We start from the raw sequence: 22794 nt of genomic DNA on the forward strand, positions 1-22794 counted from the left end.
CATGCGTTATGAAAGCCGCAATGGTGAATGTGCTGGTGGCCGTGTCGGTGTCGGTCCTGACGGTCGCCGCTGCCCTGGCAGCCTACGACCGCTGGGTCCTTCGGCCCTCGCTGGTCATCGGCGTGGTCGACCTGCAGGAGGTCTACCGCGCCAAGGAGAGCCAGTTCACCCAGCTGCTGACGCAGACCGGCAGCGAAGACGAGCGCCAGCAGGCGCTCGCCATGGCCCGCAGCTTCTCGCAGCGGCTGCCGGCCGCGCTCGACGAGTTGCCCCGGGAGTGCGGTTGCCTGGTAGTTCTGAAGGCCGCGGTCGCCGGCGGTCCGACCGCCGTGGACCTGACGCCAGCGCTGCGCCGAAAGGTGGACCTGCCATGAACAACCGACAAACCACACCGCCACCGAGCGCCGCATCCTCCGCTGGCTCCCTCGCCGCCCATCCCGTGGCAGGTGGCAGCGCGTCGGTCAGGGCAGGATGGTGGCGCAGATGTCACCGCGACTTGCGGGAGCTGCTGCGCCACATGCGGCGCCGCTGGTTCCTCTACCTGCCGGTGTTTGCGATCTGGGGCTTCGCGTATGCGCGGCTCTTCATCGACCCGATGCCCCGCATGCCGGTGCTCTTCAACTGGACGCCCAGCCTGCCCTACCACGTGGCTGTCATGCAGTACGGGCACCCCCCGCTCCAGCGGGGCGACCTCATCGTGTTCGCGTTCGCCGGCGAGGCCCAGATGCACTACCGCGGCCTGCGTGGGCAGCCGTTCTTCAAGCGGGTGCGCGGGCTGCCGGGCGACGTTGTCTCGGTACAGGACCGGGTCGTGCTGGTCAACGGGGACCCCGTGGGCGTCGCCAAGACCCATGCGCGCGACCGCCATCCGCTGGCACCGATCGCGCCAATGGTCATCCCACCGGGTCACTACTACGTGCAAGGCACCAGCCCGGACAGCTTCGACTCGCGCTACCACGAGAGCGGCCTGGTGCGGGACGAGCAGGTGCTGGGTGTCGTGGTGCCGATCTTCTGAGGAGCAGGACATGTCATGGACCCGTTCCCATCGCGCGCTCGTGCTGAGTCCTCTGCTCTCAGCGATTTGTGCAATGGCCCAGACCAGCCCGGCCTTCGGCCCGTTGCCCGGCCCGCCGTCCAGCGCAGGCGCGGCACCCGCCAGCGACAGCATGCCCCTGGCGGACTACCTCGGCCTGTTGCAGCAGATCGCGCCCGCGGCGGAGGTCGGTGCACGCACCTACCTGGCGGCCATGCAGTTGCGCTGCCGACGCACGCTGTCCACGGACGAACTACGACTCGCAGTCGCCCAGGGCGAAGGCAATCCCGTCCTGATGGGACTGATCCGGGCGGCCCACTCCAAGGACACTACGGCGCGCGACCGCTGGATCGCGCAGTTGCCCTGTCCGCAGGGAGGTGTCCGATGAAGCTGGCGCTCTGCACCTTCCCCGCTGCCCCGGCCTCGCTGGTCTTACTGGCAGCGCTGGCCAGCGCGGACGCCCTGGCGACCGATCTCGGAACGCTCGGTCCCACGTACGAGATCACCGAGCCGCATCTGCTGCAGATGATCGAGCAGCGCCTGCGCGCGAAGGAGCGCAGCGGCGAGCTCGCGCGGATCGAGCAGGAGGCGCGCCAGCGCGGCACGGACACCGTGCGCCATCCACCGGCGCTCGCGAACGTGCGCACGACGCAGGCGGCCCGGACCTTCTTCTACGACCCGACGTACACGCTGGACCGCAATATCCTGGGCGCCCAGGGCGAACTGCTGTTCGCGGCCGGGACCCAGGCCAACCCGCTCGACGTGGTCTCGCTGTCGCGCCACCTGCTGTTCTTCGATGCGCGCGACGCCCGCCAGGTGCTACGCGCTCGCGAGCTGATGGCGCACTACCAGGGCAGGGTCAAGCCGATCCTAACCGGAGGGTCCTACCTCGACCTCATGAAGTCCTGGCGCATGCCGGTCTACTACGACCAGCAGGGACTCCTGACGCGGCGCCTGGGCATCACACAGGTGCCGGCCCTGGTCTCGCAGGACGGCCGGCGGCTGCGCATCGACGAGATGGAGGTGCCGCGATGAAGCCGCGCACCGTGCTCCCACGCCTCCTACGCTGGCTCGCGGGCATGGTGCTGGCCCTGGGTGCCTTGGCTGCCAGCGCCACCACCTGCACCGGCAAGTTCCCGAACCCCATCACCGACATCTGCTGGTCCTGCATCCTGCCCATCAGCATTGGCGGCGCGCGCATCGGCAATTTCGGCGGCCAGGAGGACATCGACAACCCGTCCAGTCCGCTGTGCACCTGCGGGGTCAACCCGGTGGTCGGCCTGTCCATCGGTTTCTGGGAGCCCGCGCGCCATGTCGAGGCGGTGCGCAAGCCCTTCTGCTTGACCTCGTTGGGTGGCATCGACCTGGACCCAGGCATCCCGGCGCCCGAGGCGGCGCGCTTCACGCGGCCCGAGGCCGATGGCGACGGCGGCAGCTTCTACCAGGCCCACTTCTATGTGAACCCGGTTCTGTACTACCTGGAAGCCGTGACGGACTTCCCGTGCCTGGAGCGGGGAAGTTTCGATTTGGCGTACCTGACCGAGGTCGACCCGCTGTGGGCCGACGACGAACTGACGCTGATCATCAATCCCGACGCCGTATTGTTCGCCAACCCCGTCGCGATCGCCGCCTGCGCCGCCGACTGCGTGGCCGCGTCGCTGGGTTTCGGCATCCGCGAGATGTTCTGGTGCGCGGGCTGCCAGGGCGGCCTCTATCCCATGGACGGCCATGTGCCCTACCACATGGGCGGCGTGCGCACCGCGGCGCTGATGGCCCAGCGCCTGACCGCCAAGATGCACCGCGAGCTGATCGCGTGGGGCTGGCACGGTACACCGGGCCTGTGCGGGCCGTACTTCCTGCCGGTCATGGACAAGGCCGCCTACAAGACCCAACTCACCCATCCCATCCCCAACACGTCGAAGGAAAGCGGCAAGTGCTGCCAGCCCTTCGGCCGCCAGACCGTCACGTGGGGCGCCGGCAAGGAGTACCCGGTCCGCGGCGAGGACTTCGCCTTCATCTTGTTTCGCAAGAGGAACTGCTGTGTCGGCTACTGACCTCCCCCTCTTCCTGCGGCGCGCGCTGGTGCTCGCGCTGATCGCGGCAGGTATTCACACGGCCGGTTCCGCGGACGCGGCGGGCGCGACGGGACCTGTCGTCACCGACGCGGACATCGAGCGTGCGCGCCGCGGGCAACCCACGGTCAGCGACCAGGACATCGAGGCCGCGCGGCAAAAGCACAGCATGCCCGCCGCGCCGGCATCGCAGGCGCCGGCGAGTCCCCGCATCGACGCTCTGCCCCAGCCCGCGACGCGCACGCCCATCGACCTCGAGGCCCTGGCGCGCGGCTACGCCTCGCAGGCGGATGCGATGGAAGCCGCGCAGCGCCTCGGCAGAGGCCCGGGGCTGTTCATCTTCGTCAGCCTGTCGATGCCTCGACCCGCGCTGCAGCGCCTGATCGACCAAGCGGCACGCGCGCGCGCCTCGGTGATCCTGCGCGGCCTGGCCAATGGCTCGCTGCGCGACACCGTCGCCCAGGTTCAGCCGCTAATCGGTGAGCAGCAGGTCGCTGTGCAGATCGACCCGCAGGCCTTCGACCGCTTCGCAATCACGCGCGTGCCAAGCTTCGTGCTGGTGCGCGATGGCACGCGTCCCGAGTCCTGCGCCGCCGGCACGTGTGCGCCGCCGGAGGGCTTCCTGCGCACTGCGGGGGATGTCAGCCTGGACTATGCGCTGGAGCACATGCAGCGGACCGCGCCGACCTTCCGCAGCGAGGCGGCCGGCTTCCTTGCACGGCTCGGAAGGTAGGAGACAGACGTGGCCATCGCGTTTGTTCTGAAGCGCGCCATTGTCTGGCTCACGCTGGCCTGCTTCGTGACGACGCACGTCGGTGCCCAGATCGGGCCGCACGCCGAGGGCACGGCCGCCGGCCAAGCGGCCAATCCGGTGATCCGCGGCAATATCACGACGCCCAGCGCCTCGTCCGTCGTCCCCGGCTATACCACGACACCGCCCGAGCGCGGCTACTACGGGCAGCCCAATCTCTCGGGCCAGACCAGCGCCCGTCTTGCCGCCTGCGCGCTCACGCCCAACGATCCGGTGTGCCAGGCCCTGCTTGGCGCCCGTGCGTCGGCCAACACCCCGCGCGAGCCGGTCTCGCCCCATGACCCGGCCGTGCTCGGCGCGCGGCGTGTCGCGGCCAACCCGTCCACCGCGCTCGAAGACATCGCCAGCTTCTACAGCGGCTGCCAGGTCGACACCGTGACCACACCCGCCACCGAGACCCGCGTCTGCCGCCAGTACAGCGGTGCGACGGCCCAGTCCTGCGCACGCACGCTGTCCGTGTCGATCTCGCGCACGAGCAGTTGCTCCCCGGGAGAATGGTTCGCCCAGGCGGCCTCGGGCAGTGTCACGCTGGCCGTGCAGTGCCAGCCCGACCAGCCCGCCGCGCAGCAACGGATGCGGGTGACCACCGCCGGCGTGCCGGTGGGGTTCTTCGACGTCGACATGACGACGGCGCTCGTATTTCCGCAACTGGTCGCGCCCCTTCCGGGCGGCGACTGGTGGGGCGGGCGCAATGGATTCTGGGTTGCCAACAACCGCTGCAACGGCGACGACTGCCGGCTGACCGGCTTCATCGCGCAGGAGTACCGGCAGATCTGCACGGGCGGGGGTGGCGACTCCGGAGATGCGAACTGCACCCTCGAACGCCCCTTCCTCGAGGTCTACGCCGCCTGCCCCACGGGCACGCAGAGCGGCGACCAGATCGCCTACACGACAGGCGGCGGCGGCGACGCCGGCGACACCCAGACGGTCTACCTGAACCAGGCCACCTGCTACGCCCCCTCCCAGCGTCCCACGGACCTGTACGGCTTCGACCTCACCGGCACCCTCTCGGGCTATTACTGGACCGTGCATTCGAGCCGGCCAATCGTCGGCTTCCGCCTGAACCCGCTCTACGGGCCGATCCCGCAGATGACGCTCGCCTTCGAGCGCCCGCACACCACGGTGACCGAGTCCGACCAGTGGGACGACCAATGCCCCGCGCTTGCGGACAATGGCCGCTGCGCCGTCACGGGCGCGGCGCGTTGCGTCGATGGCCCAGCCACCAAGCAGATCGACGGCGCCGCGGTCACCCGGGCCTGCTGGCGCTACGAAACCTCGCTGTCCTGCCAGTTCGGTGCGCCGACGGACGAATGCGCTGCCTTGGCCGCGTCCAGCTGCACGCCCACCGGTACCGCCTGCCGCCAGGCCAACCCCGCCACCGGCGCCTGCGAGGTCACGGAGAACACCTACAGCTGCCCGGTGGCCGCGGGCTCGACGGTCACGGCACGCAACTGCCCCACCGACGTGTTCTGCATCGCTGGCAGCTGCTTCAACACGACCTACACCAACGATGCCGATTTCGCGCGCTCGATGTCCTTCCTGGAGGCGGCGCGCGAGTCAGGCGTCTACCTCGACACCGACAACCTGCAGGTCTTCAAGGGCGAGGCGAATCGCTGCCGGGATCGGCTGCTGACGAACTGCTGCCGCAGCGACCCGGCCGGCAGGGGCATGAGCAACCAGAGCATGTTCGGCGTCGGTTCGCGCCTGGTGTTCGATGCGCTGATGAACTCCGGCAACCGCGAGTTCCTCTACCAGGGCATGCAGGCGCTGCTGATGGGCGGTGGGTTCAGCGGTAGCTTCACCAGCTACGGCGTCACGGTGGCGGTGAACGGCACGGCGCTTCCCGCGGGCTCTGCGGTGCTTTACTCGGGCGAGAGCGTGGTGGTTGCCTTCGACCCCTGGAGCCTGGTGATCGCGATCGTCATCTACATCGTCATGGCCGCGCTCTCGTGCGACGAGGAGGAAGGCAAGCTGGCGATGAAAGAAGGCGCGAGGCTGTGCCACTCGGTCGGCACCTACTGCTCCTCCTGCATCCGCGTGCTGGGGCACTGCGTCTCCTGCATCACGCACACCACCAACAAGTGCTGCTTCAACTCGGTCCTGGCGCGGGTCGTCAACGAGCAGGGCCGACTGCAGATCGGCAAGTGGTGGGGCACGGCCGAGATGCCCGACTGCTCCGGCTTCACGATCGCCCAGCTGCAGACGCTCGACTTCGCCCGCATGGACCTCACCGAGTTCTATGCGTCCATCGTGCCGAGCCTGCCCAACGTGGAAGCCATCCGCGCCGGCAACGTCGGCCGGGCCACCAACTGCTACTACGGCGAAGGGAGATGCCAATGAAGTTCCCTGTCATTTCCGCGTGGAGTCTGGCGTTGTTGGCAGGCGCCGCGTGGGCCGATGAGCCTGTGCGTACGCCGGTGCCCGACGCACGCCCCGTCATGCTCTCGGCGCTGCAATCGGCGGACGGCACGGCGCACGGCGTGCTCACGGGCGAGATCGCCGACGCCATCACGCAGCGCTTCGAGGCCACCTCCCCGATCTACATCGACGTCACCACGGAGAGGCGCTACCGGCAACCCGGCTGCAGCCGGCTGAAGGTCTCGTTCTGGCAGGAGGGGGTTCGCCTGCCAGAAGCCAAGGCTCCCCGCAAGCAGACGATCGAGTTCGGGATCAACTACTGCCTCGACGGCTTGCCGCCGCGATCCCTGTTGTGAGGCGTCCGTGAAGAGGCCGCCTATCGTCCGCCTGGTTGCCGTGTTGGGCCTGTTCGGAGTCATGGCGCCAGGAGCGCCCTTGGCGCAGGGCCCGGGCGCGCCGCGCGACGATGTGCCGCGCCCGTACTGGTCGGACCGCTGGCGCGGCTGGCATTTCTACGAGGACCCGCCGCTCGAGACCGAGCAGGTCGAGCAGCAGGCGCCCCCGCCCCGGCCCCGCCCTGCCCTCCCGGCCCCTGTGCGGGCGCCCGAACTCGTGGAGTTCGAGCGGCTGCAGAAGACCCTGGAGGACTTCCGCAACATCGCCGTGATGCGACCGACAGAGGCCAATGTGCGGCGGTACATGGAGCTGGAGGCCCAGGTGGTCAACCGGGCCTCGTACTTCGCCGATGTGGCCCAGCGCGTGGCCTGGGCCACACCGGACCTCGACCCGACTCTGCAGGGCCGGCCGGTCAATGCCCAGGCGCTGGAGGTCTTCGAGCGGCAGCAGCGCACCGATCGCTCTGCATCGGTGGCCGCGCTGGGTAGGGACCACGTACTGTTCTTCTTCTACCGATCGGACTGCCCCTACTGCCACGCCTTCGCGCCGACGCTGGAGGCCTTCCAGGGCCGCCATGGCATCCAGGTGGTGGCCGTGAGCGTGGACGGCGGGCCGATGCCGGGCTTCCCGAACGCCCGCACCGACAACGGCATCGCCACCACGCTGCGCGTGACGCAGGTGCCGGCCGTGTTCCTCGCCCAGCCTTCCACCGGAAAGATCACCCCGATCGGCGCCGGTGTGCTGTCGGAGTCGCAGTTGCTGGAGCGCATCTCCATCGTCTCGTCTCCCGAGGGCCAAGCGATGCTGCCGGGAGCTACGCAGCGCCTGACCTTGCCCAACTGACAGGTGGTCCCCCATGCCCAGCCCCTCCCGCGCCTTCCACGCCCGCAAGGCGATTGCCACCGCCGCGGCGCTCACGCTGCTGTGCACCTCGATGCCCAGCCGCGCCGATCTCAACAGCGAGGTCAACGACATGTTCAACAACCTGGGTGCCATCGGGAACTACACGGCGCCAGGGGCGTTCCGGGGGCAGACCTATAACACGTACACCGGTGGGAGCCTGATGATGCGCTCTCCCAACAAGGTCTACCAGTTGGCGGCCGTGCAGTTCCCCAGTGCGCGGGCGGGCTGCGGCGGCATCGATGTCTTCGGCGGCAGCTTCAGCCATATCTCGGCCGAAGAGTTCAAGAACATGCTGAGGAACATCACGGCGGCGCTGCCCGGGATCGCGTTCCAGCTGGCGCTCGAAGCGGTCTCGCCGCTGTTGGGCGGGCTGACCAAATGGGCCAAGGGCCTGGAGACCTGGATCAACAATGCCCGCATCAATTCGTGCGAGACAGCAAAGGCGATCGTGAGCACGGCCGCCGAGGCGGCGGGCTACAGCTCGCAAGAGAGCTGCGCCGATCTGGCCATGGAGATGGGGATGGAGAGCGACCGCGACTCCGCGCGCCGGCGCTGCTCCACGGACCGCCCCAGCATCCTTTCGTCGGCCCGGTCTTCGGGCGATGCCAACGTGCGCAACAAGGCGCCATTCGTCGGCAATCTCACGTGGAAGGCGCTGCAGTACACGGGCGCCTTCCTGACCGACTCCGAGCGCGAGCTGATCATGAGCATGGTCGGCACCATCATCTACTACCCTGAGGAGTCGGGCCGCGACCCGGAGCCGGTCGCACCCACGCTGACGTCGATCAGCCAGCTGCTGTACGGCCAAGCGGCGGGCCCGGGCACCAACGTGATCCAGCACCTGCTCCGCTGCAACGATTTCACGAACTGCGACGTGGTGTCGCTCAACACCGCGTACAACCACACGCCGTTCACCGCGCGCGTCGAGACCATGATGCGCTCCATCGCGGATCGCATTGCCACGCGCACGCCGATCCCAAACAACTCGGCCGAAGTCGGCTTCGTAAACCAGACCACGGAGCCGGTCTACAAGATGCTCTCCGTCGGCACCAGCATCCCAGGGTCGGGGCTGGCCGACAGCCTGATCGGCCAGTACCGCGACGTCATTGCCGCGGACTATGCCTACGTCTTTCTCGAGCGCAATCTGCGGCTCGGCATGGCGGCGCTGGCCAAGGACTACACCCTGCAGCAGACCCAGCGCGACCAGGCGAACCAAATTCGGCAACGAGCTCAGGCCATCTTGCTACAGCTCAGCCAGGAAAAGAACCTCCTGTACCAGAAGGTCGGCTCGTTCCGCGCGGTCGCGAGCCACCTGGAACAGCTCGAACGCCAGCTGCGCTCCAGCATGCCTCAGCATGTGATGGACATGCTGGGTCAGCAGGCGGCCTACATGGCCCGCTAAAGGCGAAGCCCGGGGGCCGCTGTGTGGGAAATCTACGCGTACCAGAACGCTGACAGCCTCTTTGGCGTCTTCAACGCGGCCGCGGCCATCCATGCCTCAGGCGACTATGCCTCGGCGGTCGCGGCAGTTGCCTTCTGCGGCTTCGTGGCTGCCCTGATCGCCTATGCGTTTGCGCCGGAGAAGCTGCAGGGGTGGAAGTGGCTCGCGTCGGTGGTCCTGGTCTTCGGCGTCTTGATCGTGCCGCGGGTCACGATCGGCGTCGTCGACAGGACGGGCGGCTCGGCCGTGCGCGTGGTGGACAACGTACCCTTTGGGGTCGCTGTGCTAGGCAGCCTCACGAGCACAATCGGCCACACATTGACAGGCCTCTTCGAGACGGCCTTCCAGGTGATCCCGGGCATGGGCGCGCTACCAGCAGAGTTGAGCTATGAGCAGAACGGCCTGATGTTCGGCAACCGGCTGATCCGCGAGACCGGCAATGTGGTCTTCCAGGATCCAGCCTTCCGAACGGACCTGGTCAACTTCATCCACAACTGCACGACCTATGACCTGATCGATGGCTCGCTCGATCCGGCGACCTTCTCCACCTCCGATGACGTCTGGCCGCTGATGGCTTCGCCCAATCCGGCGCGCTTCAGTACGCTCACCGGCACGGGTGGCACCGTGGGCGTGGACACCTGTACGAATGTCTACCTGAGCCTGAACGGCAGGCTCCCGGCGCAGATCCAGCGCATCCAGGGGCGGCTGGCGTTTCAGCTCAATCCGACGCTGCCAGGCACCGCGGCCGCAGCAGCGATCGCGGGGCAGATCCAGCAGGCGTACCTGAAGAACGGTATCGCCAACGCCTCTGCAACGGCGGCCGACCTGATCCGGCAGAACGCGGTGCTCAACGCGCTAGAGGACACCGGCAAGATCGTGGGACAGAAGGTCAACGACCCCGCGGCGATGGTGCTGGCCGTCGGGCGCGCCCAGTCGGTGGCCCAGATGAACGCGTCCTGGTTGAACTACGGCAAGGTGGCCGAGCAGGCCCTGCCGGTCTTCCGCAACGTCATCGAGGCAGTGACCTATGCCATGTTCCCGCTGTTCGTGCTGCTACTCCTACTGACCAGCGGCCGGGAGACCATGATGGCGTTCAAGGGCTATGCCGCCATCCTGATCTGGATTCAGCTGTGGCCGCCGCTCTATGCGATCTTGAACTACATGGCCTCCATCTACGCGGCCTACGACCTCGCGGCTGCGGCGGACCTCGGCACCGGCGCCAAGGCACTGGCGTTGCAGACGTCCTCGGTGATCTACTCGCGCGCGCTGTCGGGAGAGGCCATCGTGGGCTACCTGGCGATCAGCATCCCCTTCGTGGCCTGGGCCGCATTGAAGAGGATGGAGAACTTCGGAACGGCCCTGGTCGGCGGACTGTCAGGGCTGCAGACAATGATTTTCGGCTCGACCGCAGCTTCGACGGTGGGCAACACGTCGCTGGGTAATGTGTCTATGGACCAGATGCAGCTGGCGCCGAACCGCACCTCGGCCTTCATGTCGAACTGGCAGCACGACCTCACGGGCAACACGTTCTCCTCGAACGCGCTGAACGCGACTACAGCCGTGAGCCTGCTGCGCAACCAGGGCTTCGCGTCGCGGGTGGTTTCGATGCGGGTGTCCGAGCAGGATGTGCAGGATGCCAGCCGCCAGGTCGATGCAGCGCGCAGCGAATCGGTCGCAGCGAGCAACGAGCGCTCGGCGGTGCTGGCCGAGGCCTTCACCAAAGGCGTTGCCAAGCTTCGTTCATCACGCAGCAGCACCGGCTCGACGTCGAGCAGCTTCGAGCAGTTCGGCGAGACACTCAGCAGGCTCGATCAGATCAGCAAGAGCGTTGCCGACACCACGGGATTGACTCAGGCGCAGGTTGCGCGCATCGCCATAGGGGCCTCGGGACACTTGGGTATCAACACACCGCTTGCAGGGCTTCAGGGAAACGCTATTGCCGACAAGAACTACAGCTCGAACCTATCTGCTGCCGAACAGAAGGCGCTTGCATCGATGACCAGCGAGCAACTCGCCGAGTTCAAGCAGTTCGGCGATCGGGCCTCCAGAGATAGAAGCTTCATGAGCGTCATCGCAAGCGACGCACGCGAAGCGCAGGACCTCGCAGCCCGGTTGGCGTCGACCACCGCACGCTCGGAACGAGCCGACGCTAGTCTCTCGGAACGAAGCGCATTCTCGGAAAGAGTCTCGACCGCCTACGAACGAGGAGAGACCATCTCGATCGACATCGCCCAGGATCCGCACAACCTCGCCATGTTTACTCGCTACGCTGAACAGTATGGTGGCAGCAGCGCCTCCGCGCGCGTGCTGATGGAGGCTGAACTGGCCCGACAGTCCTTGCGCCCCCAACGGGTGTTCTCGGACGGAGTCGCAGTGCCCACAACCTTCGGCGACCTTCAGGCCCTGCATCTGCGCAACTCTGGTGATGCTGAGTTGTCGCCTGATCTCACAGGACGCCACCATTCGAATCAGGGTGACGTACACCGATTCGGTGGCGCTCTACAGTCGATGCCGACTGCAGGGGAAACGTCGTCGATGCGAAGCACGATTCGCGAGGAAGGCGAGCGCATCCGTGCGGCCACATCCGCGGATCACGGGGCATTCGACCGAAAGGCCCGAATCACGAAGACCTCGGATGGGACGTTGGCGTCCGAACGCTCGCTCATGCTGCAGGCGGGCAAGCAGGTCAAAGAAGACGCAGCGCCACTCGTGGATGACGCGAAGCAAGCTGTGAAGGACGCCTTGAAGAAGTAGATCGGCTATACGTTCTTGTCCGCGTCAAGCATGCGGGTTCCATGCTCGGGCCTCGGCGGCTTCGTGAACGGTAGATGCCCCTCGTCGCGCCAGTAGTTCACCGCGAGATCACGGCCAGAGCCTCCACCCCCAGGGATCGGCTCAACTTCCTCTTCCGTCAAAAGGCGACGTCGCCGCGGCTGCTGCTTCCCAATCTGGGAGAGCCCGCCCCCGATTGCACCACCGAACAACGCTCCCACGGCCATCATGACGATCCTTACGCCCCAGTCTTCACTACGCGCCAGCAGGAACCCGGCGCCGACGCCCAGCAGCAGGAAGAAGAGGAAGATGGCTTTTCTCATGGCGCCTCCGACTCCAGTACGTTAACGCTTCAAAAGTCGACGTCAAGGTGATGTACTCAGAAGAGCCCATAGCTGACGACGTCATTTTGATGCTGAGGAACCTGAACCGCCGACGGCAAGCGAAGTGCGCCGAAGCCTCGCGATGGCCAGGTCATCGACGTGCTCGCCTGATCCGCGAATTGCCCGTCATCCCTCTCCTACGCGACGATCAGCACGCCCGACGGGCAGCGGCGCTGTCCACCTGCTGAGAATCCTGACCGACGGGCGCGCACAGGTGATGCGGACTCATGAACAGATGGGAGCACGCTTCCGGCCGAGAAAGGCCTCCTGAATGGCCGCGTCTTCCAGGAACTCGCGCGCGATACCACTGCGCGTGATCTGCCCATTGACCAGCACATAGGCGCGGTCTGCCAATGTCAAAGCGGCCTTGGCATTCTGATCGACCAGCAGCATCGTCAGATTCAGTTCCTTGCGAAGCCTCGCCAACTTCTGGTAGATGTCGGCCACGACCAGCGGTGCCAGCCCCATCGAGGGTTCGTCCAGAAGCAGGTAGCGCGCCTTGGCCATCAATGCACGTCCAATGGCGAGCATTTGCTGCTGACCGCCAGACAGCAGCCCCGCCAACTGCTCGGCCCGCTCCGACAGAATGGGAACTTGGGCCGCAAGAGTCGAGCGGCTCCTACCTTTCCGAGCCCGTGTACCTTCAGGTGACCACTGCGATCTTGTTGGCGATCACGTTGTACAGATCGACATCCACCTGCTCGGTTCGCAGCGACACGATCAGGCTGTAGCGGGCAGGCAAGGCGTAGCGCTCGAGAGCAGGACGCGTGCGCCACCACCCCGCCGAAGGATAGACGGCAATGAATCCTCTGCTAGCCAGATCCGCGGCAGTACCTTCCCACACGTCTTGATGGACCGAGCCCCGGTGACGCTGCCGGTCACCGAGATACCAGCCTGGATCACGCGGGTTGGCTGGGGCGCCATCGTCTTCCTGCTGCGCCGCCGCGTTGATGCGCGCCACGAAGTCCTCCACCGAGGCGTCCAGAGGCCGCTTGATGTCAAACCTCAGGCGATGGGACGGGTAGTGAAACTTCGAGCCTGAGCCACGCGCGGAAGGATTTGGCTCGATGAAGTACGACAGCGTCACCCGCATCTGCACCTTGGTGTTCTGCAATGCCTCAAGTTCCTCCTTGGGCCACGGAAGCGCGTGCAGGTGCATGTCGCGGCTCACGACGCCACGCCCTTGCTCTTTGGCGTAAGGATGGACGGCATCCTCGATTACGAGCGACAGGGAGTTGCCGGCGCTCCACAGCGCCAGACCCAGATCCGGAACGCCCCAACCGCAGTGCCGAATCAGATGCACATAGTCCTGTTTGCCGGGCTGGCCCACCGCCGGCAGGAACATCTGCCGCATGGCCGGCGTCCATTCGGCTGCATGCACGATCAGGGCGCGAACGGTCTCAGGTCGAAGCTGAGGATATTCAGCCATGATCTGCGCAGCCATCCGGGCACACAGTGCCGATGCAGCGCTGGTGGCATTGGTGGTGGTGAACAGGCGCTCGTCGGGCAGGTTGTGCGTCGTCAACAAGTTGAGCGCGGGCACGCCCGCGGCGCCCAGCGCATCCCTCCCCACGTTGCCGCCCTCGAAAACCACGTCAGGCTTTAGGGGCCACACGCTATCCCAAGTGCGGGAAGTTGTTGTGTAGGGGCTGAGTCCACCTTCGGCGGCGATAGCCGCCAGTTCAGGGATCTCGGTGTCGACCTTGTGCGTGCAGGCGCCGACCGTCAGCGCGTTCCAGGCCTGACCCGGGTCATGCACCAGGTTCGTAGACAGACTGTCGGGATACGTCATCCATGCAGCGTGGTCACGCGTGTTCCCGGAAGCCAGAACGAAGAGGCGAGGCGTTTCACCGCCTCCATCGACGTCGGCCGCAAGGCGGTCCAGCATGGCGGACCATGACGATGGTCGGCCGCGATCGCGGTAGTCCGAGGCCGTAACGGCAGTCGCAAAGACCCTCTGCCGGTCGGGCTGCGTGATCTCGGGCCGGCTGACCGCCTCGGCAAACAGGTAGGCATGGTGCTTGGCATCGCCGACGTTGGCGCCTTCGTCAGAGACGAGCTTGACCGACTCCAGACGGTGCGTAGGCATCACCGGAGCCGCTTGGCCAACCGCTGCCGTCAGTTCCCCATAGGCCGCCAAGCCTGCCAACCCGGTGCCATGATTGGCCGTGTCGTCGATGCCCCAGGCGGGGCTCACCGTGTGCTGGTCGAGGCCATCCAAGAGAGGCGCCAACATCGGATGACCACGGTTGACCCCGGAGTCGAGTAGGCAGACGTACGGGACCTCCGCTGCTGGCCACTGAGCGTGGGCCAACATATCGTCCATCCAAGCCCCCTGCTCTTCCACGCCCATGCCGTCAAAGAACTCGGCCGTGTCCTTCGCCTTGCGGAGCTCGGCCACACAGTTCAGCAGCATGACCGACTGGCTGAACTGGGCCTCCGATCCGTACATCATCACGACCGTCCGTTCTGGGAAGTTCGCCTGGTGCGTACTGACCTCGCATCCCGCGAACTGCGCCAGCTTGCGGAAGTCCTCAACCACTTTCTGACGGTCCTCCCGCACGGGAAGCCAAACCTCCCACCAGAACGGGGTGGCGGCATCGGCCGGCAACAGCGCGGGGTCATCAGTCCACAGAGCGCGCAACTCCGCGCGACGAATCGACGCGATGGTGTGGATCAGCGCCTTGTGGTCGAGCGAGCGCCCGGACTCACCTTTTCGGTCCGCCAGGTAGTCGGCGACGTAGGTCTCGAAATGCGAAAGTTTGCCGTCCGGGACAAACACATTCGCGTACGTGACATCGCCTGCCTTGCGCACGCTAAGCAACTCGATGTGCTTCCTCTCGTTGCCTAGGCTTTGGAACGCCAGTTCGACATCGGGTTGCCCCTCGAACTCGATCTGCAGGCCGACGCCACTCTCTAGGCCTCGGTCGTGCTGAGCCTGAGCAGCCTCAGCGGCCAGGGGTTTCAACGCCTGCAATTGTCCCCGCAGCGCCTGCCCATGGGCCTGCCGCTCTCTCTCCGGCAGCAACGTTGGACCACCTCCAGGGCTGCGCGCCGTAAACGGCACGGCCTCGGACGTGTTGTGGAGTACGAGGTGGGGACGTTTATCGGCCTGCTCTTGCGGCATCGCTGGATGGCTTGTTGTTTTGTTCGAGTCGTTCGCTCAACCGGCGCCGCTCCTCCAGCGCCCGTGCCAGCACCTGCGCCGATACACGCTCCCCCTCGTGCATGACCGCCTCCTTGATCGCCTCGTCCACGGCCCGCCGAATCTCGGCATAGCTTAGGTCCTTGGCCTTCGCTGCGAGCGCCTTCAAGGCGAGTGGCTTGGGCGCGAAGCGTGCCAACCGGCTGCGAATCAGCTCCCCCGCTTGCTGTGCGGTGGGCAGGTGGTATTCGAGGACATCATCGAAGCGGCGGAACAGCGCGTAGTCGAGGATCTCCGGATGGTTGGTTGCGGCAACGATCAGGCTGTGGGACTGATCGTGCTCAATCATCTGCAGGAAGCTGTTCAGCACCCGACGAATCTCGCCGACATCGTGAGCAAGCCCCCGCTGGGAGCCAATGGCATCGAATTCGTCGAAGAAGTAAACACCCCGCACGTCGTTGACGGCATCGAACACCTGACGCAGCTTGGCGGCCGTTTCTCCCATGAATTTGGTGATCAACGCGTCCAGGCGAACCAGGAACAGTGGTACGCCCAGCTCGCCGGCGAGCACCGACGCAGTCATCGTCTTGCCGGTCCCAGGCGGTCCCACCAACAACAGCTTGCGCCGCGGCGACAGCCCGTGCTCGCGGATACGCGTGTTCAGGCGCTGTTCCTTGAGCACTCGCTGAATCTGCTCGACCACGCCTGGATCCAACACCATGTCGGCCAGTCGGCTCTTCGGGTAGCTCACATGCAGCAGATTCGCCAGCTCGCCGCGCGGCTTCGCGAGGGGCACCAGTTTGCCCGTCTCCGACGTCAACCCGCGCGCCTTGGCGGCGTCGATCATGTCGCGCAGTTCTTCGGCCAGCTTTCCATGGCCGACTTTTGCCTCGTGCGCCGCCACCTGCATCGCGACCGAGTAGAACTGGCCATCATCGCGATTGATGTGCGACTTCACCAGCGCCTTGAGCTGGTCAGCGCTTGCCATCATGGACTCCTTCTTTTTCCGTCCGACCGCCGCTGCGATTCAGCCATGCGCGACCTCCTGCCTATCCCCCGTCGGTATCGACGACACGGCAGCGCGCCGCAGTTCATCCAGCAGCCTCTCGTCGATGCTCCCCAACTCCGAAGGATCGGCCGCCACGAGGAACAAGGTCCCCACTGGCACATGCAGCGCGTTGGCGATCTTCGTGACCGTCGACAGCGTCGGATCGCGCTTGTTGTTCTCAAGCAGCGACAGGTAAGACACAGAGCATTCGGCGCGCTGCGCCACGTCGCCCTGCGAAATGCCTTCGCGCTGGCGGAACCAGCGGATCGCTCGTCCAACGTTCATCTCGATCTAGGGCACTGGGCCCCTTCTGCTGCACGCACCGGCTTGCTCCTTCGTAGTCCGCGATTTTACCCACAGTAAAATTGATCTGGCTCGGCCCGCTCGTCGCTGCTTGCAGAGAGATCCACGATGCGTCAACGCACTCGATGGTCACCGAGGCTGGCCGCCGAGGTGGCGGCACGCCCACGGGTACGCACTGATCACAGTTGCCAAGCGCGGCGAAACAAGAACGACGGGACCATGAAACTCACTCAGATCCATCTCAGCAACTTCCAGTCCTTCGGCCCGGAGGCCACGCTAATCGACATGGCGGCGATGACCTTCCTGCTTGGGCCCAATGGGACCGGGAAGACGGCTGTCTTGCAGGCATTGGTCCGACTCTTCGGCATCGACCCCGGTCTGCGCCGCATTCGCAAGACCGACTTTCATGTCGCAGCGGCGGCACCGGCCGGTGGGCATGCAGCCGCGACGCTGTGGATCGAAGCGCAGTTCGAGTTTGCCGAGTTGAAGAAGCCCAAGGGCAAACATGTCGCAGTCCCCGGCCACTTCGCGCACATGCGCCTCGAATCGGCGGATGGCGTGCCGCGGGTGCGATTCCGCTTGACCGCGCAGATGGATGAAGACGGCGACATTGAAGAGTCGATGGTCTATGTCCTCCAGGCGAACGCCGAAGATGAACCAACCAAGACCGCCGTCGTCTCCAAGCACGATCGCAACGCGATCCAGGTCCACTACCTTCCGGCCCGGCGCGACCCTTCCGATCATGTCTCGTATGCCGCGAACTCGCTGTTGGGACGGACCCTGCGTGCTGCGGACTGGCAGGCAGAGCGCGAGGCCGTCACTCAGCTGACCGGGGCGATCGGCAAGGCCCTGGCGGGCAATGCGGCCATCCAGGGCGTCGGCACGAAGCTGACCGCCCATTGGGGCACTTTGCACAAGGGGGCCTACTACGCTAACCCGAGTCTGTCCTTCGAACGCAGCGAGATCGACAACCTCCTTCGGCACCTCACGGTCAGCTTCACCCCTGGTCATGCCGAACCGCTGGTGGACTTCTCGCGGCTGAGCGACGGGCAGCAGTCCCTGCTCTACCTCTCGTTGGTGCTGTCCATCCAGACCATCGGGCGCGAGGTCCTTGCCAACAAGCTGCCCGCTTTCGACATCGACAAGCTGCGCCCCGCGGTGTTCACTCTGATTGCCATGGAGGAACCCGAGAACAGTCTCTCGCCGCACTATCTGGGCCGAGTCATCAAGGCCCTGGCCACGTTCTCCGAGGAACACGACAGCCAGGCCGTCGTCGCCACGCACGCGCCGTCCCTGCTGAGGCGTGTCGACCCGGCGAGCATCCGCTATCTGCGCCTGGACGCCGAACGACACACGGTGGTGAGCAAGATCCTCATGCCCGCGGCAACGGATGAAGCCCACAAGTTCGTGCGCGAGGCCGTGCAAGCTTTCCCCGAGTTGTACTTCTCACGACTGGTCATCCTCGGCGAGGGCGACAGCGAGGAGATCGTCTTGCCTCGACTGCTGCAGGCCCATGGTCTGGCGGCCGATGAAACGTCCATTTCCGTGGTCCCACTGGGGGGGCGACACGTCAACCACTTCTGGCGTCTGCTGCACGGACTGGGCATCCCGCAGGTCACGCTCCTCGATCTGGACTTGGCTCGGCATCAGGGCGGATGGGGAAGGATCAAGTACGCCCTCGAGCAGTTGCTCAAGTTCCCGACCATCGAAAGCAACCTCGGCGCAGCACATCTGGCCGGCCTGCCCAAGTGGAACGACGCAAACGCACTTCTCAGTTCGGAGCACGGCCCTGGATGGATCACGTTTCTAGAGTCCGCGGGCGTGTTCTTCTCGTCCCCGCTGGACCTCGATTTCCTAATGATCCGCGAGTTCCCCAAGGCATACGGCATCGAGAAAGCGGAACTCACGGCGTCCGACGCCACGACCATCGCTGCGGTGCTGGGCAAGAGCCACGGCGATGCCGCGCAATACAGTGCCGAGGAACAGACGTACTTCGATGCCTACCACCGGCGGTTCAAGCTGGGCAGCAAGCCGGCGGCCCACCTCGACGCACTGGCAGCTCTGAGTGACTTTGAACTGGAAGTAGAGGCGCCCGCGGTCCTTGATCGGCTCATCAAACAGGTCACCGACAAGCTTAAGGGACTGCCAGAATGATCCGCGCCGGGCGATGGCGGCCCGCCGATGGCATCCAGCTCGAACCGAATGCGCTCCTGGCGGCGCGGGAAACGCAGCGCAGCCTGGCCATCACGGCGGGCCCCGGTGCCGGCAAGACGGAACTGCTGGCGCAGCGAGCGGATTTCCTGCTGCGCACCGGCGCCTGTCGCTATCCGCAGCGCATCCTGGCGATCTCCTTCAAGGTCGATGCCGCCCGCAATCTGAAGGAACGCGTGCGCCGCCGATGTGGCCCCGTGCTCGCCACGCGCCTGGACAGCCACACCTTCCACGCTTTCGCCAAGCGGCTCATCGACCGTTTCCGCCCCGTCCTCACCGGCCGAGACGCGCTGGATGCCGACTACACCATCGGCCGCCCGCGGATGCAGCACCGGCAGATCGAGTTCGAGGATATGGTGCCGCTGGCCGTGCAGATCCTGCAATCCAGCGACGTTGCGCGGCACGCTGTGCAGCAGACCTACAGCCATGTGTTCCTCGACGAGTTCCAGGATTGCACGGACGCTCAGTACGAGTTGATCCGCGCGGCCTTCCGTGGCACCAATGCGGTGCTGACGGCGGTAGGCGACACCAAGCAGCGCATCATGGGCTGGGCCGGCGCGCTCGAAGGAGTGTTCAAGACCTTCGCCGCCGAGTTCAGGGCCCGGCCTCTGAACCTGTATCAGAACTTTCGCTCGTTGCCCCGACTGCGCCGCATGCACAACGCAATGGTCCGCGTTATGGACCCGGCTGCTGCTGTGTCGGATGCCGAATTGACGGGCGCCGGTGGCGAGATCGAGATCGCCCATTTCGCCGACGATGACACTGAAGCCCATCAGCTTGCTTCAACCATCCGCCGGTGGATGGATGAGGGTGTACCTGCCTCCCAGATCGCCGTGCTGGTGTCGCGCCAACCCGAGCTGTATGCCGTGCGACTTGAGGCGGAATTGGCTCAGCAAGGGATACCCTTCCGAAACGAACAGGCGCTACAGGACCTCTCGGCGGAACCCGCCACCTGTTTGATCGTCGACTTCCTTCGCGTCACGGCCACTGACGGCAATCCGGAGGCTTACGCCCGGCTCACCGAGGTGCTGGAGGTCACCGGTGGAGACGACGAGCGGGACAGAGCGCAGCAGATGCGCTGGCGCCGCTTCGTGGACGACACGCGCCAGGAACTTCGAGACCTGCCCGGACCGCCCGCTGCCGCCGACCTTGAGCGTGTGACCACGTGCTTCCTTGATCGCTTGGGCCGCGATGCGCTCGTTGCCCTGTCGGCGGACTATCAGCAAGGTGCAAGGCTCGACGAGGTCATCGCGCAGACCGGCGCGCGCCTGGTCGAGATGCTGGACCTTCACCCGGATCTCGCGCAAGTGCTGGGCCGCTTTGCAGAAGACAACGCGGTGCGCATCATGACCATCCACAAGAGCAAGGGCCTGGAGTTTGATTCGGTGGTGCTGCTCGGGGTTGAGGCGCAGACCTTCTGGGGCAATCAGGACGATGAGCGTGCAGCCTTCTTTGTGGGCGTCTCCCGGGCGAAGCGCCGCTTGTTGCTGACTGCGGCACGGCGGCGCAGGCGCCCTGCTGGCTTCATGCGAAGGTGGGACGAAGTGCGACAACCGCACATCGAGTTTCTGGGCTACGCAGCCACGCTATAGCGCGCAACGAGCCCCTTCGGATACGCGTCGTCGCAAGAGTGAGGTTGGTAAACTGCTAGCCGCATGCACAGAGGTGGGTGTTCAGCGATGTTCCAACCCGTCCCACCGCAGCCCAAGAATTTGTGGGGGTCTGCGTGGGGGTGGGCTTGAGGCAGGCTCCGAAAGTCTATGAAAAATCAATGGCTTATGCGCCAACTCAATCCGCAGGTGCAGAACATAGAGTGAGGTTTCAGGACGGCACATGCCACCCGAAAACTCCTTGAAAATCAGTTGGTTAGCGTGGCGATTGATGTCATGAGGTAGCAAGCGGTTTCAGCGTAGCGCACGATTTCTGTGTGGTAAATCGTGTGGGAAATCCAGTCCTCCGCGATCTCGGGAGCAGCGCCCGAACATTTACCACACAGGTTCTTCGTGAATCGCTGTGGAGATCGCGCTATGACTGAGATTGAACGCGTCACCGACAAGACGCTGCGAGCCTGGCTCAACGCCGGAGCCGTCCACCGTGGCATCGGCGGTGGCCTCAACTTTGTTGCCACCGCCGCCGGTGCGCTGAAAGGCCAAGCTTCCTGGATCTTGCGCTACCGCTTTGGTGGCGTTGCCCGAGAGAAGGTGCTCGGCCGCTACCCAGACCTGTCTCTCAAGGACGCCCGCGAAGCGGCACGTCAGAACCGGGCGCGCATCCAGCAGGGCGTGGACGTCGCCGCAGAGAAACGCGCGGAACGGCTCAAGGCGCAAGAGCAGACCACCGTGGCCGCCCTCGCGCAAGCTTGGTACGACCGTCACATCGCAAAGACCTACAAGCACCCCGAGGTCGTGCTGCGCGTCATCCGCCGCCACATCGAGCCGGTGATCGGCAAGCTGGGCGTGACGGAGGTGCGGCCGCTGCACATAGACAAGGTACTCACCCGCATCCTCGATGCAGGCGCGCCGACGGTGGCCAACGATGCGCTGCGCCACCTCTTCCGCATGTTCCACTTCGCCGTGAAGCGCCGGTGGATCGACACCAACCCGGCCTCCGGCTTCGAGATTTCCGACGCAGGCGGCTTCGAGGTCTCAAGACAGCGCTGGCTGAACCGCGATGAACTCGCCGCGTTCGCCAAGGCCATGCAGGACACACCGAACTTCGGTCGCCAGAACGAATTGGCCGTGTGGCTGCTGCTCGCCCTGTGCGTGCGCAAGATGGAGTTGCTGTCGGCCCGATGGACCGAATTCGACCTGGAGCGCGGCGTCTGGTCGCTGCACCCGTCGCGCACGAAGATGAACCAGTCCATCGACATCCCGCTCGCGGCGCCGGTCCTGCGGTGGCTGGAGGAAATCCAGGTGTTCTCGTGCAACAGCGAATACCTGTTCCCGGCGCGCCGGCTGATCCACATGAAAGGCGGCGTACCGAGGCGGAACCGCTTCGGCCACATCAGCCCGGACACGCTCAACGTCGCGCTGCGTCGCCTGCCGCTGGACGACATCGAGCACTTCACCGTGCATGACATGCGCCGCACGGCCCGCACCCACATGGCCGCGCTGGGCGTGGACCGCTTCGTCGCCGAGCGGGCGCTGAACCACAAGGTCCGCGATGTCGAGGGCGTCTACAACCAGTACGACTACTTCGAGGAGCGCAAGGTGGCGTTGGATCGCTGGGCGCAACTGCTGGAGAAAGTCTCCTCCTCTTTCGAAGGCTGCGGCACCACCACCGGATAAGTACCAAAGTAGTGGCACTTACCTGGCAGAAGACGCGTTGAAGACCATAAAAATGACCTTTGCCCTGGCGACCGCCAACGAGATCCTTCTGACCGTGGGCCAGCGTCTGCGCTTGCAGCGATTGGCTCAAGGGCTCCCCCAGCGCGAATTGGCGCAGATGGCTGGCCTGTCGCTGGGAGCGCTGCGCAAATTGGAAAGCAGCGGCCAGTGCTCACTGGAAACGGTGGTTCGCGTGGTCCAGTCACTGGGACTGGTGGATGAGTTGGAACACCTGTTCGGTATGCGTCCGGCGAAGTCACCTTGACCGCCAGTGCGTCGCCGGTGACAGCCCTCAAGCGGAAGGCGACCAGCGGTGCGGCAGCAGTTCGTCGATGCGGCTGGCCGGGTGGGCCGGCAGTCGTTCCAGCACGTCCTTGAGGTACGCATAGGGCTCGTGCCCGTTGATGCGCGCCGAGTGCAGCAGGCTCATGATCGCTGCTGCGCGCTTGCCCGCGCGCAGGCTGCCGGCGAACAACCAGTTCGACCTTCCGAGGGCGATGGGCCTGATGTGGTTCTCCACCCAGTTGTTCGAGATCGGCACGTCGCCGTCGTCGACGAAGTGCGTGAGCTCGCCCCAGCGCTTCAAGCTGTA

21 protein-coding genes are annotated in these 22794 nt (G+C 65.5%); 15 read left to right on the top strand and 6 right to left on the bottom strand.

The genetic code is table 11. From position 1 onward, the window contains the following. Positions 1-8 precede the first annotated feature (8 nt). The 11 genes from Q392_RS23335 (at position 9) to Q392_RS23385 (ending at position 11768) form a co-directional block, all read left to right on the top strand. A complete protein-coding gene (locus Q392_RS23335) occupies positions 9-374 on the top strand; it encodes a hypothetical protein (protein ID WP_038213242.1) in 366 nt (121 codons plus the stop codon). Next, positions 371-1015: a conjugative transfer signal peptidase TraF gene (gene traF, locus Q392_RS23340; RefSeq protein WP_084217351.1), complete on the top strand. Its 645-nt coding sequence runs from the start codon at positions 371-373 to the stop codon at positions 1013-1015. Before Q392_RS23335 ends, traF (Q392_RS23340) begins: the two co-directional genes overlap by 4 nt. Before the next feature lie 73 nt (positions 1016-1088). Beyond that, positions 1089-1421, top strand: a complete 333-nt coding sequence (locus tag Q392_RS23345; RefSeq protein WP_245610784.1) for a hypothetical protein — start codon at positions 1089-1091, stop codon at positions 1419-1421. Beyond that, a complete protein-coding gene (gene traW / locus Q392_RS23350) occupies positions 1418-2068 on the top strand; it encodes a type-F conjugative transfer system protein TraW (RefSeq protein WP_084217352.1) in 651 nt (216 codons plus the stop codon). Before Q392_RS23345 ends, traW begins: the two co-directional genes overlap by 4 nt. Continuing rightward, positions 2065-3087 (top strand): TraU family protein, encoded by a 1023-nt coding sequence (locus Q392_RS23355; RefSeq protein ID WP_038213248.1) that lies wholly within the window; start codon positions 2065-2067, stop codon positions 3085-3087. The genes traW and Q392_RS23355 overlap by 4 nt, the downstream gene beginning before the upstream one ends. A gap of 28 nt (positions 3088-3115) precedes the next feature. Beyond that, entirely contained in the window at positions 3116-3838 is a 723-nt protein-coding gene (gene trbC / locus Q392_RS23360) for a type-F conjugative transfer system pilin assembly protein TrbC (protein ID WP_245610785.1), read from the top strand. A gap of 9 nt (positions 3839-3847) precedes the next feature. After that, complete coding sequence (gene traN / locus Q392_RS23365; RefSeq protein WP_038213252.1) at positions 3848-6256, top strand: type-F conjugative transfer system mating-pair stabilization protein TraN; 2409 nt, start codon at positions 3848-3850, stop codon at positions 6254-6256. Further along, complete coding sequence (locus tag Q392_RS23370; RefSeq protein ID WP_051953888.1) at positions 6247-6630, top strand: hypothetical protein; 384 nt, start codon at positions 6247-6249, stop codon at positions 6628-6630. The genes traN and Q392_RS23370 overlap by 10 nt, the downstream gene beginning before the upstream one ends. Before the next feature lie 79 nt (positions 6631-6709). Further along, on the top strand, positions 6710-7513 hold the full coding sequence (gene traF, locus Q392_RS23375; RefSeq protein ID WP_245610786.1) for a conjugal transfer protein TraF: 804 nt from the start codon (positions 6710-6712) through the stop codon (positions 7511-7513). A 13-nt stretch (positions 7514-7526) separates the two neighbouring features. Then, positions 7527-8975, top strand: coding sequence for a conjugal transfer protein TraH (locus Q392_RS23380; protein WP_038213259.1), 1449 nt, complete (start codon positions 7527-7529; stop codon positions 8973-8975). A gap of 21 nt (positions 8976-8996) precedes the next feature. Further along, positions 8997-11768, top strand: coding sequence for a conjugal transfer protein TraG N-terminal domain-containing protein (locus Q392_RS23385; RefSeq protein WP_038213261.1), 2772 nt, complete (start codon positions 8997-8999; stop codon positions 11766-11768). A 5-nt stretch (positions 11769-11773) separates the two neighbouring features. Here the strand turns inward: Q392_RS23385 and Q392_RS23390 are convergent, their stop codons facing one another. From Q392_RS23390 to Q392_RS23410, 5 genes are all read right to left on the bottom strand, one after another. Continuing rightward, positions 11774-12109, bottom strand: coding sequence for a hypothetical protein (locus Q392_RS23390; protein ID WP_038213262.1), 336 nt, complete (start codon positions 12107-12109; stop codon positions 11774-11776). Positions 12110-12394: 285 nt separating this feature from the next. Beyond that, on the bottom strand, positions 12395-12757 hold the full coding sequence (locus Q392_RS23395; protein WP_084217354.1) for an ATP-binding cassette domain-containing protein: 363 nt from the start codon (positions 12755-12757) through the stop codon (positions 12395-12397). Positions 12758-12812: 55 nt separating this feature from the next. After that, positions 12813-15296, bottom strand: a complete 2484-nt coding sequence (locus tag Q392_RS23400; protein WP_038213265.1) for a S8 family peptidase — start codon at positions 15294-15296, stop codon at positions 12813-12815. Continuing rightward, positions 15274-16305: an AAA family ATPase gene (locus tag Q392_RS23405; protein WP_425425198.1), complete on the bottom strand. Its 1032-nt coding sequence runs from the start codon at positions 16303-16305 to the stop codon at positions 15274-15276. The genes Q392_RS23400 and Q392_RS23405 overlap by 23 nt, the downstream gene beginning before the upstream one ends. Positions 16306-16341: 36 nt before the next feature. Beyond that, positions 16342-16647, bottom strand: a complete 306-nt coding sequence (locus Q392_RS23410; protein WP_038213267.1) for a helix-turn-helix domain-containing protein — start codon at positions 16645-16647, stop codon at positions 16342-16344. 237 nt (positions 16648-16884) lie between these two features. On the opposite strand from Q392_RS23410, the gene Q392_RS23415 reads away from it, so the two are divergent. The 4 genes from Q392_RS23415 to Q392_RS23430 all read left to right on the top strand — a co-directional run bounded on the left by Q392_RS23415 (position 16885) and on the right by Q392_RS23430 (position 22467). Then, complete coding sequence (locus tag Q392_RS23415) at positions 16885-18819, top strand: ATP-dependent nuclease (protein WP_038213269.1); 1935 nt, start codon at positions 16885-16887, stop codon at positions 18817-18819. After that, positions 18816-20468, top strand: coding sequence for a UvrD-helicase domain-containing protein (locus tag Q392_RS23420; protein WP_038213272.1), 1653 nt, complete (start codon positions 18816-18818; stop codon positions 20466-20468). Before Q392_RS23415 ends, Q392_RS23420 begins: the two co-directional genes overlap by 4 nt. Before the next feature lie 345 nt (positions 20469-20813). After that, on the top strand, positions 20814-22163 hold the full coding sequence (locus tag Q392_RS23425) for a tyrosine-type recombinase/integrase (RefSeq protein WP_245610788.1): 1350 nt from the start codon (positions 20814-20816) through the stop codon (positions 22161-22163). Positions 22164-22215: 52 nt separating this feature from the next. Continuing rightward, entirely contained in the window at positions 22216-22467 is a 252-nt protein-coding gene (locus Q392_RS23430; RefSeq protein WP_051953891.1) for a helix-turn-helix domain-containing protein, read from the top strand. Positions 22468-22494: 27 nt separating this feature from the next. Here the strand turns inward: Q392_RS23430 and Q392_RS23435 are convergent. Further along, a partial coding sequence (locus tag Q392_RS23435; protein WP_038213296.1) for a transposase domain-containing protein occupies positions 22495-22794 on the bottom strand: 300 nt, incomplete at its 5' end.

The sequence above is a fragment of the Xenophilus azovorans DSM 13620 genome (genome assembly GCF_000745855.1).
In the GTDB taxonomy this organism is placed as follows: domain Bacteria; phylum Pseudomonadota; class Gammaproteobacteria; order Burkholderiales; family Burkholderiaceae_C; genus Xenophilus; species Xenophilus azovorans.